This is a genomic window from Thermonema lapsum (assembly GCF_011761635.1).
Lineage (GTDB): Bacteria > Bacteroidota > Bacteroidia > Cytophagales > Thermonemataceae > Thermonema > Thermonema lapsum.
The window spans coordinates 1-13,752 of the sequence record NZ_JAASRN010000003.1; the positions used below are offsets into that span (position 1 = coordinate 1).

16 protein-coding genes are annotated in these 13,752 nt (G+C 44.8%); 8 read left to right on the forward strand and 8 right to left on the reverse strand.

Translation table 11 applies throughout. The annotated features are described in order from the left end of the window. Positions 1-825: 825 nt before the first annotated feature. Positions 826-1,134, forward strand: coding sequence for a thioredoxin (gene trxA / locus FHS56_RS09605; RefSeq protein ID WP_166920240.1), 309 nt, complete (start codon positions 826-828; stop codon positions 1,132-1,134). Between the two features lie 303 nt (positions 1,135-1,437). Here trxA and FHS56_RS09610 read toward each other — a convergent pair whose 3' ends face one another. Then, positions 1,438-1,659, reverse strand: coding sequence for a hypothetical protein (locus FHS56_RS09610; protein ID WP_166920242.1), 222 nt, complete (start codon positions 1,657-1,659; stop codon positions 1,438-1,440). Between the two features lie 240 nt (positions 1,660-1,899). On the opposite strand from FHS56_RS09610, the gene FHS56_RS09615 reads away from it, so the two are divergent. Continuing rightward, complete coding sequence (locus FHS56_RS09615; RefSeq protein ID WP_166920244.1) at positions 1,900-3,438, forward strand: M61 family metallopeptidase; 1,539 nt, start codon at positions 1,900-1,902, stop codon at positions 3,436-3,438. A 97-nt stretch (positions 3,439-3,535) separates the two neighbouring features. On the opposite strand, the gene FHS56_RS09620 is transcribed toward FHS56_RS09615, so the two are convergent. The 3 genes from FHS56_RS09620 to FHS56_RS09630 are packed head-to-tail and all read right to left on the reverse strand — an operon-like array spanning position 3,536 to position 5,497. Next, complete coding sequence (locus FHS56_RS09620; protein WP_166920246.1) at positions 3,536-4,321, reverse strand: E3 ubiquitin ligase family protein; 786 nt, start codon at positions 4,319-4,321, stop codon at positions 3,536-3,538. After that, complete coding sequence (locus tag FHS56_RS09625; protein ID WP_166920248.1) at positions 4,318-4,755, reverse strand: YbjN domain-containing protein; 438 nt, start codon at positions 4,753-4,755, stop codon at positions 4,318-4,320. The genes FHS56_RS09620 and FHS56_RS09625 overlap by 4 nt, the downstream gene beginning before the upstream one ends. Positions 4,756-4,804: 49 nt before the next feature. Continuing rightward, positions 4,805-5,497 (reverse strand): PspA/IM30 family protein, encoded by a 693-nt coding sequence (locus FHS56_RS09630; RefSeq protein WP_166920250.1) that lies wholly within the window; start codon positions 5,495-5,497, stop codon positions 4,805-4,807. 267 nt (positions 5,498-5,764) lie between these two features. Here FHS56_RS09630 and FHS56_RS09635 point away from each other — a divergent pair, with 267 nt between their 5' ends. The 4 genes from FHS56_RS09635 to porT all read left to right on the forward strand — a co-directional run bounded on the left by FHS56_RS09635 (position 5,765) and on the right by porT (position 8,763). After that, positions 5,765-6,031: a type B 50S ribosomal protein L31 gene (locus FHS56_RS09635; RefSeq protein ID WP_166920252.1), complete on the forward strand. Its 267-nt coding sequence runs from the start codon at positions 5,765-5,767 to the stop codon at positions 6,029-6,031. Positions 6,032-6,133: 102 nt separating this feature from the next. Beyond that, positions 6,134-7,342, forward strand: coding sequence for a GlmU family protein (locus FHS56_RS09640; RefSeq protein ID WP_166920254.1), 1,209 nt, complete (start codon positions 6,134-6,136; stop codon positions 7,340-7,342). A gap of 33 nt (positions 7,343-7,375) precedes the next feature. Further along, on the forward strand, positions 7,376-8,107 hold the full coding sequence (gene ubiE, locus FHS56_RS09645; protein ID WP_166920256.1) for a bifunctional demethylmenaquinone methyltransferase/2-methoxy-6-polyprenyl-1,4-benzoquinol methylase UbiE: 732 nt from the start codon (positions 7,376-7,378) through the stop codon (positions 8,105-8,107). A gap of 20 nt (positions 8,108-8,127) precedes the next feature. Continuing rightward, a complete protein-coding gene (gene porT / locus FHS56_RS09650) occupies positions 8,128-8,763 on the forward strand; it encodes a type IX secretion/gliding motility protein PorT/SprT (protein WP_166920259.1) in 636 nt (211 codons plus the stop codon). Positions 8,764-8,901: 138 nt separating this feature from the next. Here porT and FHS56_RS09655 read toward each other — a convergent pair whose 3' ends face one another. After that, positions 8,902-10,044, reverse strand: a complete 1,143-nt coding sequence (locus FHS56_RS09655) for an OmpA family protein (protein WP_166920261.1) — start codon at positions 10,042-10,044, stop codon at positions 8,902-8,904. 434 nt (positions 10,045-10,478) lie between these two features. Here FHS56_RS09655 and FHS56_RS09660 point away from each other — a divergent pair, with 434 nt between their 5' ends. Then, a complete protein-coding gene (locus FHS56_RS09660) occupies positions 10,479-10,667 on the forward strand; it encodes a hypothetical protein (protein ID WP_166920263.1) in 189 nt (62 codons plus the stop codon). Here the strand turns inward: FHS56_RS09660 and FHS56_RS09665 are convergent. Together FHS56_RS09665 and deoC are read right to left on the reverse strand one after the other, a co-directional pair. Beyond that, positions 10,664-11,491 carry an inositol monophosphatase family protein gene (locus FHS56_RS09665; protein WP_166920265.1) on the reverse strand — a complete coding sequence of 276 codons (828 nt, stop codon included), beginning with the start codon at positions 11,489-11,491 and terminating at the stop codon, positions 10,664-10,666. The two genes, FHS56_RS09660 and FHS56_RS09665, sit on opposite strands and share 4 nt — an antisense overlap. Positions 11,492-11,533: 42 nt before the next feature. Then, positions 11,534-12,205, reverse strand: coding sequence for a deoxyribose-phosphate aldolase (gene deoC / locus FHS56_RS09670; protein WP_166920267.1), 672 nt, complete (start codon positions 12,203-12,205; stop codon positions 11,534-11,536). A gap of 116 nt (positions 12,206-12,321) precedes the next feature. Between deoC and FHS56_RS09675 the strand changes: the two genes are divergently transcribed. Beyond that, on the forward strand, positions 12,322-12,819 hold the full coding sequence (locus FHS56_RS09675) for an Lrp/AsnC family transcriptional regulator (RefSeq protein ID WP_166920269.1): 498 nt from the start codon (positions 12,322-12,324) through the stop codon (positions 12,817-12,819). Between the two features lie 65 nt (positions 12,820-12,884). Here the strand turns inward: FHS56_RS09675 and FHS56_RS09680 are convergent, their stop codons facing one another. Next, a complete protein-coding gene (locus FHS56_RS09680; protein ID WP_166920271.1) occupies positions 12,885-13,646 on the reverse strand; it encodes a segregation and condensation protein A in 762 nt (253 codons plus the stop codon). Between the last annotated feature and the right edge of the window lie 106 nt (positions 13,647-13,752).

A 13,752-nucleotide genomic window follows, 5' to 3' on the forward strand; every position in this document is an offset into this window, starting at 1 on the left:
TGTTATTCAAAAAGTGAAGAGATGTTGAGAATAACCATTGCCTTATTTATCGCAAAAAGGAATGGAAATTTATCTATATTTGGTTACTAATTCCATGAAAATAAGTGCAGATATGTATTTGTATTGTTCAAGTGAATAAAATTCTAATACCATCCATATTGCATTTGCCACTATCCAGAACAATGTGGCAAGGTAAACATAAAACTCGCTTATTGAAAAGGTTTTAATGCAAAACCATATGGCAAATCCAACGGTGGGGATAATCATTAATAATCCAAGTGGCTTCCAAAGTGTTATCCAGCTTAAATCTTTTAATAACCAAAACAGAATGTGTATATTTTCGTACACCCTGATTTTATGCATTTTCAAAGAATTTTAGGTGTTGATAAATTCAATAAACAGGAAGCCCCATTACTTAAAATAACTACCTTCAATCTCTGAAATGCTAATAGCATCCATTCGAGTAAATTCTCAATTTTAGTTTAGATGCTAAAGAAAATGCTTTGCTAATGTATAGAGTTGTTGCGAAACCAACAAATTGAAGTTAGTAAAAATTTCAAAGGCTTCAAATTAGAAAAATATGTTAAGAGCTGTAGTGGGAGGTTCTCAAATTTGAACCACTCTAACTCATAAGCCAAGAACAAAAGAAGAGAGAGCATACCATAAAAATAGAGGATGTAGAGTAAAAGTAGAAGACGCCATAGCCGAATAATAAGAAGACCAAAGGGATTTTTTGTCAAACCAAAAACTGTTTCGTAGCAAATCTACTGGCTTGAATTTTTTTAAACAAAGTTATGTTCATATGAAAAAAGAACCTAAACTAATATGAAAGGAAAATTTGAGCAATTAATCAACCAAGACGTACCTGTACTCATCGACTTCTCGGCAGAGTGGTGTGGTCCTTGTCAAGCAATGAAGCCCGTACTCAAAGAAGTAGCGGGGCAAATAGGCAATCAAGCCAAGATTATCAAAATAGATGTGGATAAAAACCCTCATCTGGCAGCGAAGTATCAGGTACGCGGCGTACCTACTTTTATGCTCTTCAAGAATGGTCAATTGTTGTGGCGTCATTCGGGCATGCTTTCGGCGGGGCAGCTCCTGCAAGTGTTGAAGCAGCATGCACCAGTTTCATAAACTTGTGGTGTTTTTTTCCTTCCTTTTAAAAAAATGCCAAATCGCGGGGACACGTGTTTAGCTATCACTGAGACCTTTGTGTTTACCGTTCGTGTGGCTTGTGCAGGAGGTCTGCCAGCTCAATATAAGAGGCTTATACTCAGTATTGCCCGAATTCAAACCCCTTGCACGAAATATTATATTGAGTGAGCAGGGGGGGTAGGGAGCTTTTACAGTTTTTCTACCGGTGAAGCCTTGCCTGCCGTGAAAATCGCCACTTGCCCCCCATCGAAAAAAACGGGTGTACCTCCTCCTCGCCAGCATCTATACCAGCCGGAAGCCTGTTTTTTTCTCACCGGATGCCTGCCAGCAAACAACGGGCGATGATGGCAAATCTGTGAGCAATCCTATGGGAGCGTATGCCGCCCGTACGGTTTTCGAAGAGTAGCCCGCCGGTCGTGTTGCCTTAGAAAAGCTTTCAGCTGCGGCGGTGGCTGCTATCAATGGCAATGATGCCATAAGAATAGTAGTGCTGCTCGTCAACACTGCATCATAGCTTTGTAAATGCCCAATAGAAAAAGGCTTTATTAGGGTGCAACCAATCGGGGGCTTGAACGGACAACGGGTAATACTGGCAGGTAGATGATTTTTGACCTGCTGATGCAAGAATAGGCAGCAAAGCGCCAAGAAAAAATCTTATATTGCTCTGCCAAAATATATGCCCCTTCCGGGGCGTTTTATTTGCACAATTTATCAATGTAGTTTTTTTAAAAAAAAAACAGCAGTATGAAAAGCACAAACATCCTTTTAACTGTTTGCTTGACTCTGAGCCTGAGTGTAGCGGCATGGGCACAACAATTGCATTATGTGGTGAACTTGAATGACCGTTCTGGCGATTCCTTTAAGGTAACCATCCAAATACAAGGCAAGTTGGGCAAACAACCCATTATCTACCAGTTTGCTTCTACAGCGCCGGGCACCTACCAAGTCATGGACATGGGGCGTTTTGTGCGTAAGTTTGAGGTTCTCGATAACAAAGGTCGTCCGGTAGAAGTAGAGCAGGTTTCGGTGAACCAATGGGAAATTAAAAAACCGGAGAAGGTACGCACCATCCGTTATGAAATAGCCGAAACATGGGATACCCCTGTGCAGGAAAACCCCATTTATTTGATGTGCGGTTCTTCCATAGAAGATGACCATGTGCTCATCAACGGGCAAACGGTATTCGGTTACTTCCACGGCAAGCAGCAGGCTCCTTTTACTATTGAGCTGTTATATCCCGAAGGCTGGAAGGTAGGTACTGCCTTGAACCGCAATGAGCAAGGCTATTGGCTTGCCAACAACTATGACCATGCAGTAGATTCGCCTATTTTATTGGGCAACCTCACCTACGCCAAAGATGAAGTAGGCGGGGCACAAATTGACGTATATACCTATTCGGCTACTGGGAAAATAAATTCCACTACCTTGCTTTCTGCCATGAAAGATATGTTGAATGCAGCCAGCGACTTTCTCAATGGCTTGCCTGTAGAGCGTTATACTTTCCTCTTTCACTTCTCCGACAAGAGCGCCGGTGCGTGGGAACACTCCTACAGCTCGGAGTACATATTGAAAGAGGGCGAGTGGAACGAGCAAATGAAAAACTCTGTACTAAGCATTGCGGCTCATGAGTTCTTTCATATAGTAACCCCGCTGAATATCCATAGCGAAATTATAGAACATTTCAACTTTGTGAAGCCCACGCCTTCGCAGCACTTGTGGTTGTATGAAGGCACTACCGAATGGGCTGCCCATATGATGCAGCTACGGGGCGGGCTCATCTCCCTCGATGAATTCCTGCAGCGCTGGGGAAGAAAAGCATATGTGGATAGCCGTTATTTCGACTCTAACTATAGCCTGGTGGCGCTGAGTCTGAACTCTTACACTGCGGAAGGACAAAAACAATATAGCAACATCTATTATCGCGGAGCATTGGTAGCTTCTTTGCTCGACATCCGCTTGCTGGAGCTGTCGAACGGCAAACGGGGGCTCAGAGAAGTAATCCTTGAATTGATTAACAAATACGGAGCATCGAAGCCTTTCCCCGAGGACAAGTTTTTCGATATCTTTGTAGAGATGACCTATCCAGAAATAGGCGATTTCTTTGACCGCTATGTGAAAAATGCCGAGCCTTTGCCTTTAAAAGAGTATTTTAACAAAATAGGCATAGACTTCAAAGCGGGAGATAGCGCCTCCCCGGCACCCGCATTTGTGCCGATGGAGCATCCTACCGAAGCACAACTACGTTTGCGTGAGGCTTGGTTGAAGAACCTTCCGCTGCGTTAAACGGAAGAAAAAATAAAAATATAGGGGGCATCCAAGATAAGATGTCCTCTATATTCTTTTATAGATAGTTGAGCGTTTGATAAGCAGAGTTAAAATTTTAAGCAGTGATGCCATAGACAATAAGCACCACGCCAATGATGCCTAAAATGAATGCTCCTACAAGAGATATTTTGGCGTTCTTTTCTGATTCCTTTAGCAATTGTTCTTCCGTTTTGGTAGAGATAATAAAGCTTTCTTTATCGTCTTTGGGTTTGCCCACTCGCAGATGACCGTCGCGGTCATGGGCTTCTCCAAGAACATAAAGCTGAGCCCCCACGTGTATAATCGACTCCTGATAACGGAACCCCAAGGTTTTATTGTCCTGATTGTAAGCTGTTTTTTGGGCTATATAACTGAACAACTGTCCTTCTCCTTCTCGCTCGAAGCGGTCAAAGCTTTTTATAGGATGAATTTCAGCTCCTTCCGGATTTACTTCTATTTCGCCGGTGTGGTCTTCGATTAGAAAGGGGATTTTATGCTCTTGGTGGCTTATTACTTCGGTGCGTCGCTCAGTAGTCCAGTAGATGTTTCCTTCTTGGTCTTGCTGCCTTACTTTGGTTTCGTATTCTCGGGTGACGGTGGCAGTATAATATACTACTGATTTCTTGCTAAACTCGCTTTGCAAAGGCGATAACGCCTTGGCTTTGCCTTTTAACTCTACTATTTGGGAATAATTGCCTACACCCAGTTGCCTGCTTATGTCTTTGTAGGCATCTATAACCTCACCGATAGCGGTTGTTTGGTGGTATTTGATGTTTAGCACGCGGCGCAATTGCTGCCGACGATTGTACTCCAAAAAACCGCCGGCAGCAAGCAATATCACCCCAATCAGGACGTATATCATACATTAAACTCTTTGAGCAGTTCGTCGTAGCTATCGGCTACGGTAGCTACGGTTTGTACTGCCGCAGCAAACTCGTTGAAATCCAGATTGGCACCCGCTATTGAATAACTAAACACCACCGAGTTGTCGAAGGTAATGCCGAAGGCACCAAAATGTGTGGTGGCATTGAGGCGCAGCAGCTCTTCCATCACAGAGGGTGATAATTCTATTTCTTCTGCCACATAAGAAAATACTTCTACCAATACATCTTCGCTGTGCCAAGGAAGCACACGCACGTTTACACTGACAGTGCCAAAGGTGAAAGAGTAGGTGCCATCCACTTCAATGACTTCATTCTCGTGAAACAGCTCTTGTATGAATGATTTTATCTTTTGATGGGTCTGCTTGATAAGCTCTTGGTTGACACCTTCTTTTAAAACTTTGAATTTAGGCATGGCTTTGTGTTGGTTAATTGTTTGGAGTAGAAAAAGATGATGGATAATCTTATGAGTTGCTGTTGGCATCGTTACCGGAATTCAACTCTGCTTTGAGCTTAGCCAGTTCGTCATCTACTTGTGAGCTGGCATTCAGCTTTTTGAACTCATCTTCAAGGTTGTTCATATTGTCACTGGCAAGCTCGGCGTAGGCTTGTGCTTCGGCTTCTTGTTCGAGTATCTTCTCTTCGAACTTATCGAACTTGGCAAAGATGCTGGAAGTGTCTAAACCACCAATTTGTTTGACAATTTCTTTTTGTGCTTTGGCAGTTTCGCTGCGTGCAAGAAGCATAGATTCTTTGGCACGTGCTTCGTCCAGCTTGATTTTCAGCTTGTCTACAGTTTCTTTGAGTTGTGCGGTTTGTTGTACAGCTGCTTCGTACATTTGTTTGTACTGTCCTACATTTTGGTCGCAGAGTGCCTTTTTTTGCAAGGCTTGGCGTGCCAGGTCTTCGCGTCCTTGCTGCAAGGCGGCAGCTGCTTTCTGCTTCCACTGTTCCGAGAGGCTCAGATACTTCTCATATTCGTTTTTTAGCTTGCGCTCTTGCGCCATGGCTTTTGCTAAGCTGGCAGTAGCTTTGGTTAGCGACTCCTGCATTTCGATGACCATCAGCTTAATCATTTTTGCTGGGTCCTCGGCCTTATCCAAGGCATCATTTACATTGGCTTTGAAGATGTCAGCGATACGTTTGAAAATACCCATAGTTGTACGTTTTGTTTTCCTCTAACTTAAAAAGTAGTTCTTTCTTTTCAAAAGAAATGAAATTAAAAAGCGTTTTTTTTTCGTATTAGTATAGGAGTGGGTAATATGGTTAGCAATTTTGGATAAAGCACAGGCAGCATAACATAAGGTATGATATTCGGAAAAGCTTTTTGAAAATCAATGTGCTGGAGTTTGTAGGAATAAATAAATGTTTTTAAATTTGCAGTCCTTTGATTTGGATAGCAGGGAACTTAAATATTTAAACTCATGAAAAAAGATATTCATCCGAACTATCAACTGGTTGTATTTTGGGACATTACTAGCGACTATAAGTTTCTGAGCAAGTCCACTATGACTTCGAACGAAACTATAGAATGGGAAGACGGCAACACCTATCCTGTAATCAAGGTTGACGTAAGTGCCAAGTCGCATCCTTTCTTTACCGGTAAGAAATTGGTATTGGATACTACAGGTCGTGTGGAGAAATTCAATCGTCGTGTAGCCAAAAGCAAAGAAATGCGCAATCAGAACTAAAGCTTTTACAGGTAAAGATACACCGGCGGTGTGCATACCCGAGGGCATGCGCACCGTTTTTTTTTTATTAGATTTGTGCAAACGCTTTAAACCGCTTGAATCGTGCACATTGTATTGTTTGACACACCGGAGGCGCATCGTGCGCTTTTACCCTTAACTTTTACCCGGGCGGCTGCTCTGTTGAGAGTGGGCGCCTTGACTGTGGCAGAGAAGTGGCGCCGCTTGTTGGCAGCGGAAAAGCTCTACATACAAACGCTGCCTTACTTGCAGTCTCTTTATGAAGTGCCAAGCCAACTGGAAGAGACGCTATATATTGCCGGTAATTTGCTACCCAATGCCGATTTGCTGCAAGCCATCAATACACTGGCACCCGGTGAAGGCTTGATGCTGGACAACAAACTGTTAGCGATGCGGGCAAGCAAGCCTTTGCCTGCTCAACCTCTTGAGCCAAGTAAAAGCATAGAGTGGAAAGGCGATTGTAAGCTGTTGCAAATGCCTTCCGACATTTTCCGCTTTAATGGAGAACAGATACGCTTCGATTTTGATTTGTTGGTGCACACAGCTCAACCTGCCAAGATATTGGATTCCCACACAGTCATTTACGGCAAAGACAATGTACTTGTAGAAGAAGGGGCGCAGTTGCGGGCTTGTGTTATCAATGCTGAAAATGGTCCGGTTTATATTGGCAAAGGTGCTCAAGTGCAAGAGATGAGCGTAATTCATGGTGCTTTTGCCCTTTGTGAAGGGGCAGTGGTGAACATAGGGGGCAAAATGCGAGCCGATACCACCATCGGACCTTATTGCAAGGTAGGGGGAGAAATAAGCAACAGTGTTTTTTGGGGCTACAGCAATAAAGCGCACGATGGTTTTGTGGGCAACAGTGTGATAGGGGCTTGGTGCAATTTGGGTGCAGACACCAACACCTCTAATTTGAAAAATAATTACAGCACTGTGCGGGTATGGAGTTATCTGCACAACGACTACGTGGACACTGGCTTGCAGTTTTGTGGCTTAACCATGGGCGACCATTCCAAAGCGGGCATCAACACCATGTTTAATACAGGCACGGTAGTAGGAGTGGCTGCCAACATCTTTGGCGGTGATTTCCCGCCCAAGCATATTCCTTCATTCAGTTGGGGAGGTGTGCATTACGGTTGGCAACGTTATCACCTTGAAGAACTTTTTAAAACAGCCAGTCGTATGATGCAAAGGCGGGGCAAGCAGCTTAGCCGGGAAGAAATGCAGGTGCTGACTTATCTGTACAATCAAAACGAAGAGGAAAAACAAAACGGGTATAGCGTGGTTGTTTAGATATATGTAATCACACTTTTTGAAAGAAAATCTATGACAGTATTGCCTTACAAAGAAGAGCCAGCAGACAAAAAAGCGCAGGTGGCGCGCATGTTCAACAACATAGCTACCACCTACGACCTCTTGAATCATGTTTTGAGCTTAGGGATTGATGTGACATGGCGCAAGAAAGCGACCAAAATGCTGGCACGATGGCAGCCCAAGCATCTGCTGGATGTGGCTACCGGCACCGCCGACTTTGCCATTGAACTGAGCAAAATACCTTCTGTAGAGCAAGTAGTAGGGGTCGATATTTCCGAAAAAATGCTGGAACACGGAAGAGAAAAGGTACGTCAAAAAAAACTGAGCGAAAAGATTTTGCTCGAATATGGCGATTCGGAAAACCTTCAATACGAAAACAATACCTTTGATGCGGTAACTGTAGCTTTTGGGGTGCGTAATTTTGCAAATTTGGAGAAGGGGCTTCAGGAAATCTTTCGTGTGTTGAAACCGGGGGGCGTGTTGCTGGTGCTTGAGTTTTCCAAACCCAAGCGTTTCCCCATCAAGCAGTTGTATCGTTTTTATTTTACACGTTGGGTTCCTTTCATTGGAAAGCTTATTTCTAAAGACCGCGCAGCTTATGCCTATTTACCTGAATCGGTAGATGCTTTCCCCGATGGTATGCAATTTGTGGACATATTGAAGCAAACTGGATTTAAAGAAACAAAATGGTATCCTTTAACTTTCGGAATCAGCTCTATTTATTTGGGTGTCAAGCCCTCTTGATGCTTCTGCTGGCTTGCTCAATGAGCTTTGCCCAGCATCTGCGCGGAAATGACATCAATCTGCGCAACTACGATGAGCAAAAATTGCACTATGGTTTTGTTTTAGGCTTGAATTTTTCGCGTTTTCACTTTCAACCCCAGGGGCGATATGCCACTTCCGATACAATAGTGCAGGCTAAAATATCGCCGGGCTTTGCTTTGGGTTTGTTGGGTGCGCTGCATCTCAACCCTTGGTGGGAGATGCGCTTGGCGCCCACTGCCAGCTTCAATGAGCGCGTCTTGGAATATACCAGCTTGAGTAGCGGCAACAAAGTAAACAAGTTAGTAGAAGCCACTTACATAGATTTGCCTTTGCTGTTTCGCTTCAAGTCGTCGCGCAGGGGCAATGCGCGTATGTTTATGTTGATTGGTGCCAGTGCTTCTTTTGCCTTATCAAGAAAGGTAGAAGAGCAGGATTTGGTGCGGGTAAAGCCTTTTGATGTGGCAATAGAGTTTGGTTTTGGAATGGAGAAGTTCTTTCCCATGTTCAAGTTTGCTCCCGAGCTGCGTTTCTCGCAGGGCATAATGAATGTGCTTGAGCAAGATGGCAATGCGTATTCGGGGCAGCTGAAAGCGCTTTACAATCAAAGGGTCTCACTTTATTTTTTCTTTGAATAGTAGGGGCAAGCTGTGGGTTCTATAAAACTTTTTGATGCTTCTTTTAGCTTTGAAAAAAGGAAGGCATGACTTAGGTTTGTTTCGCTTGGGCAGGGAAGCATTACAAGAAGTTTAATCGGTAAAAGTAAGCGTTTTTTATCAAGGCTCAATGATAAACTCCACGCGCCGATTTTCTTCGTGCGCCTCTGGGGTTTTTGCGGTATTGAGTGGCTCGCTTGCGCCTTTCCCTTTGAATCGGATGCGTTCGGGGCTGATGCCTTTGTTGTGAAGATATATGGCTACTCGCCGGGCACGTTCTTCCGAAAGCAGTTGATTGTATTCGGCTGTACCTTTTTCATCGGTATGTCCTACGATAAGTATTTTTATTTGCGGATGAAGTACCAAGAGACGGTACAGCTTATTGAGTGTAACTTCCGATTGAGGCAAAAGCTCTGCTTGGTTGTATGCAAACTTCACGCCAGTAAGTACCACCGGCTTGCCTACCTGAATCTCTCCAAAATCGGGGCTGATGATGTAGCTGCTCGGTGCTTTGCGAGTGAGTAGCATTTCGCTCGAGGCATTCGGCTCATCGAGAAACTCGACCGATACCTTATCTATGAAATAGTAGGCACGCGAATAGCTGAATCGTTTGCTGTATTTGGGCGCCACCTGTAGCGGTAAAATCTTGCGCTGCTCATAGCGTTCAAATTCGCCGATGGTAAGGTAACGTTCACCCCCGCGTGCCACGATGGTGTCTTCTATTTTTACCCACTGGGTGGAAGTGATAATTTCCGGATGCCTTACTTGCGCCGGATAATCTTTCAGCACAGAAATTTCGATAGGATGGGGGGTTAAAAGGGCGCCTATGTTGCCGGCAGCATAGTTAGAATACTCAGAGCGCGCCACGTAAAAACGGACGACGTAACGAGCGTTGGGACGCAAGGGTTCTAATAGCTCTGTTTGAATGGCTTCCCGGTAATAAAGGTCTGCTTGATTTTTGCCTTCGCCAGTACGTATAATCAAGCCTACGTAGCCTTTTCCTTCTTGCGGAGGCAGCCCACCACACGTGTTTTTTTCTGTAGAAAAGTCATTTTTTCCGCATTGGTGGAAATAGTCGGGGGTACAGTTGTTGGGAGTTGCCCACCAGTGGCGCAAGATACCCAAACGTACAGTACCATAGTCGTGCGGGCAATCCAAGTATTGCTCGAAAGAGCCGTCAGGCACCAGATTCTGTGCAATGGCAACTGCTTGAAGGGCAAACAGGAAAGCGATGGTGATGTATGCTATACCATGAAAACGCATAGGGTGTGAGACGCTTGAAAACCTCAATGTAAAAAGATAATAAAAGAAAAGGAAATCAAGCCTTTTAAAGGACACGAGGGGATGGCATTGGGTTTGATTGCTTGATGTAATATAGCACCTAAGAATTTAACTTTATGCTGTGTCCTGCCTTTCAATTGAAGAAAGCGGTTTGCTGCTTGGCGCTTGTACTTTTAGCATGGAGCGGGCAAGCCCAAGATTATGATTTTTTTATAAGTCGGCTTGGTTGGAAGCTCACTTCCAAGGCGACAGCTTGTACATAAGCAAGTATGTTTATGAATATGGTGCAGAGCCCACTGCTACCCCTGTCAGTGTGAAACTGCAACGAAGCACAAGATGCCTTGCAAAGGAGGACAAGCAAAGTCATTAGGATGGTTTGCTTACGTTCGGATTCTTAGAGTTGCCAGAAGATGCGTATGGGGTGGAGGCGTCTCAGCGTTTTTATCATACAGGTACAATGGGAAGAAAAGGGTAAGGATGAGGGCGGCGTTCGCTTCCGTAGCAAAAAGGCAGTTTACCGAAGTAGTCCTTTGGCGGAGCCGCCCCCACCGGCTTTCTTTACTCTACAGGAGTGTCTGTTGAGGATAGTGAATGCGCAAGACTAAACCTTACTTTGGCTGTTAAGCGCTTCTTCCCAAATGGGGCTTATTTGTTCGAGCATTTCATGGAGCAAGCCGCTATGCCTTGCCGCCACGATAGAGCGCCCAAAAATGTAGTCGGTGCCGCCCGTAAACTCACAGAGGCTACCGCCTGCTTCTTTGACGATAAGAGCACCGGCGGCTACGTCCCATGGCTGAAGGTTGTATTCGAAAAAACCCTCGAAGCGCCCTGCTGCAACATAGGCTAAATCGACGGAGGCGGCACCTAAACGCCGTACCCCATGCGTTTTTTTCATGAAGCGTTCAAGTATCTGCAGGTAGTAGGCAGTAAGCCCGAAATCATAATACGGGTAGCCCGTAGCTATTAAAGAAGCTTCTAAGGGGGTGGAGTTGTTGCAGCGCAAAGGGGTATGGTTGAGATAAGCACCGCCTTTTTCCCATGCATAAAAACACTCACGGCGATTGATTTCATATACAACGCCTATTTTCAGCTCGCCATTGACCATCAGCGCTACGCTGATAGCGTATATCGGCACGGCGTGCACGAAGTTGGTGGTGCCGTCGAGCGGATCCACTATCCAGTAAGCGCCCTGCGCTACTTGAGTTTGTGCATTGGTTTCTTCGCTCAGGAACAAGGCTTTGGGCATCAGGTGCCTCAGTCCTTGCAACAAGCGCTTTTCGGCTTCTTTATCTACATAAGAGACCAAGTCGTTGCGCCCTTTGTACTCTACTTTTTCGCGATTGAATATTTGTGCCTGCTCGTCAATCCATTCGCCTGTTTCGCGACACAGGTCTGCTACTTGGTGTACCAAAGCTGCATAGTTGGGCATAATCTGTATTTGTTTTTAGTTTAGTGCAACAGCAGGGGAAAACTATGAATTTGATTGCCGGAGGCTTTCTTCCACAATACGCACCCCCGAGGAAGTGCCGATACGGTCGGCACCGGCTTCTATAAAAGCTTGGGCTTGCGCAAAGTTACGAATACCTCCCGATGCTTTGATGCCCACATGCGCAGGCAGCCATTGCCGCATTTTGCGCACAGTTTCTATTTCGGCGCCCTTGGGGGCAAAGCCGGTAGATGTTTTGGCGTAATCCACACCACAGGCAGCACACATGCTACATAACTTATGCAATTCATCGTCGTCGAGGTAGGCGGTTTCTAAAATCAACTTAAATATTTTTTCGGCTTGATGTATACTTTCGGCAAGGCGTGCGAGCTCTATTTTTACCCAGTCCCAAGCACGGCTTTTTACTGCCGAGAGGTTTAGCACCACGTCCAACTCGTCGGCGCCGTCGCGTAGGGCGTATTTCACCTCATCGAGCTTTGTTTCGGTACGTTGATAGCCTAAGGGAAAACCGATGACCGTAACCACTTGAACAGCCGTATCGCGTAAGTCACGCTTTACTTTCTTTACCCAATAGGGGGGCACACAAACCCCAAAAAAGTGGTATGTTTTAGCTTCTGCCACCAGACGGTCGTAGTCTTCATAAGCAGCAGTGGGCGACAGCAGGGTATGTTCGAGGTATTGTTGTATTTTTTCCATGCTTGCTGCAACTTAAGTTTTTTAAAATCAAGAAAAAAATTTATGTTTTCAAAAACATGTTATGATAAATTGTATTTTTGCCAAAATAAATTTGCATGTAAAAAACATAATCATCTATGGGACAACGTAGAAGACTGAAACTCGATGAAATAGACCGTAAGATACTGCAAATCTTGCAAGAAGACGGACGCATTACCAATGCGCAACTGTCAAAAGACATCGGTTTGTCGCCGGCACCTACTTTGGAGCGGGTGAAAAAGCTGGAACAAGCCGGTATCATTCAAAGCTACCACGCAGTGGTGGACAAAGAGAAAGTAGGCTTGGGCGTGATGACCTTCGTGCAGGTATCGCTCATTAGCCATAAGAAAAGCGTAATAGAGAAATTTGTAGATAAAATCAATAAGATAGACAACATCGTCGAGTGTTATTATATGACAGGGGCGGCTGATTTCTTGTTGAAAATCGTAGCCGAAGACATCGCTTCCTATCAAAAACTGATGTTAGAACAGGTCAGCGAGATTGAAGAGATAGAACATATGCAGTCGATGGTGGTGCTGTCGGTATTTAAGCAGAAGCGAGCACTTCCCATCCCCGACGATGTCATTGAAGAATAAGGAATAAGCCATCTATATTTGTTTTTTTCGACTCGAAAAAGGTTGCCATAAAGGGGCAACCTTTTTTAGGTGCTTACCTCTTCTGTTTCTTTGGCAGCTGCGGTTTCTAACCAGAAGTTATTGGCTCCTTCGCCTATAATCAGACGTACTTCGCCATAGTGAGCCATTTCCAAAATAGCCAGAAAGTTGAAAATAACGGCTATGCGCCGGGGGTTGGTTTTTATGATTTCTACGAAAGAAACCCGTCGCTGTTTTTGCAACAGCTGCTGAATCATCTGCTTTTGCCCTTCAATGGTGAAGGGGTACTGCTCTATGGTGTGTGAAATCCGTTTGTTTTCAAGACGGAAGCGTTCCATCACCTGCTCGTATACACGCAGCAGCTTGTATAGGTCCAAGCCTTGCAATTCGGCTTCCACGTTGTTGGAGGCAGCCAGCTTTTGCAGTTCCTGTTGCAAGTTGCCGCGGGCTTCTTTCTTCAGACGCTCGTCTTCTAAGCGGGCAAACTCATCAATGACAGACTTGTACTTTTTATACTCCAAAAGGTGTTTGACAAGCTCTTCCCGCGGGTCTATCTCGTTGCCTTTTTCGTCCAATTCGGGGCGGGGCAGCAGCATCTTCGACTTGATGCGCATGAGCGTGGCAGCCACCACCATGAACTCGCCGGCTACTTCTATGTTCAGTTTTTCGAGCTGGTGGATATAATCCAGAAAATCGTGGGTAATCTTGGCAATGGGTATATCGTAAATGTCGAGCTCGTCTCTTTCTATGAAAAAGAGAAGCAAGTCAAAAGGACCTTCAAATAAAGGTAGTTTGATTTCAAAGCTCACAGTTTTGTTTGGCTTATTAAGAGTTAAAATTGAACTTTTTTAAGCAATGTCCCAACTGGTCATTTCCTATGCTCTCAAAATTAGCGAAATAGCTTGGTAAATTTAG

Excerpts from the sequence above, each read along its gene's own strand:
- trxA (WP_166920240.1), top strand. The coding sequence starts at position 826 with ATGAAAGGAAAATTTGAGCAATTAATCAACCAAGACGTACCTGTACTC.
- FHS56_RS09615 (WP_166920244.1), top strand. The coding sequence starts at position 1,900 with ATGAAAAGCACAAACATCCTTTTAACTGTTTGCTTGACTCTGAGCCTG.
- FHS56_RS09620 (WP_166920246.1), bottom strand. The coding sequence starts at position 4,321 with ATGATATACGTCCTGATTGGGGTGATATTGCTTGCTGCCGGCGGTTTT.
- FHS56_RS09625 (WP_166920248.1), bottom strand. The coding sequence starts at position 4,755 with ATGCCTAAATTCAAAGTTTTAAAAGAAGGTGTCAACCAAGAGCTTATC.
- FHS56_RS09630 (WP_166920250.1), bottom strand. The coding sequence starts at position 5,497 with ATGGGTATTTTCAAACGTATCGCTGACATCTTCAAAGCCAATGTAAAT.
- FHS56_RS09635 (WP_166920252.1), top strand. The coding sequence starts at position 5,765 with ATGAAAAAAGATATTCATCCGAACTATCAACTGGTTGTATTTTGGGAC.
- ubiE (WP_166920256.1), top strand. The coding sequence starts at position 7,376 with ATGACAGTATTGCCTTACAAAGAAGAGCCAGCAGACAAAAAAGCGCAG.
- porT (WP_166920259.1), top strand. The coding sequence starts at position 8,128 with ATGAGCTTTGCCCAGCATCTGCGCGGAAATGACATCAATCTGCGCAAC.
- FHS56_RS09655 (WP_166920261.1), bottom strand. The coding sequence starts at position 10,044 with ATGCGTTTTCATGGTATAGCATACATCACCATCGCTTTCCTGTTTGCC.
- FHS56_RS09660 (WP_166920263.1), top strand. The coding sequence starts at position 10,479 with ATGGGGTGGAGGCGTCTCAGCGTTTTTATCATACAGGTACAATGGGAA.
- FHS56_RS09665 (WP_166920265.1), bottom strand. The coding sequence starts at position 11,491 with ATGCCCAACTATGCAGCTTTGGTACACCAAGTAGCAGACCTGTGTCGC.
- deoC (WP_166920267.1), bottom strand. The coding sequence starts at position 12,205 with ATGGAAAAAATACAACAATACCTCGAACATACCCTGCTGTCGCCCACT.
- FHS56_RS09675 (WP_166920269.1), top strand. The coding sequence starts at position 12,322 with ATGGGACAACGTAGAAGACTGAAACTCGATGAAATAGACCGTAAGATA.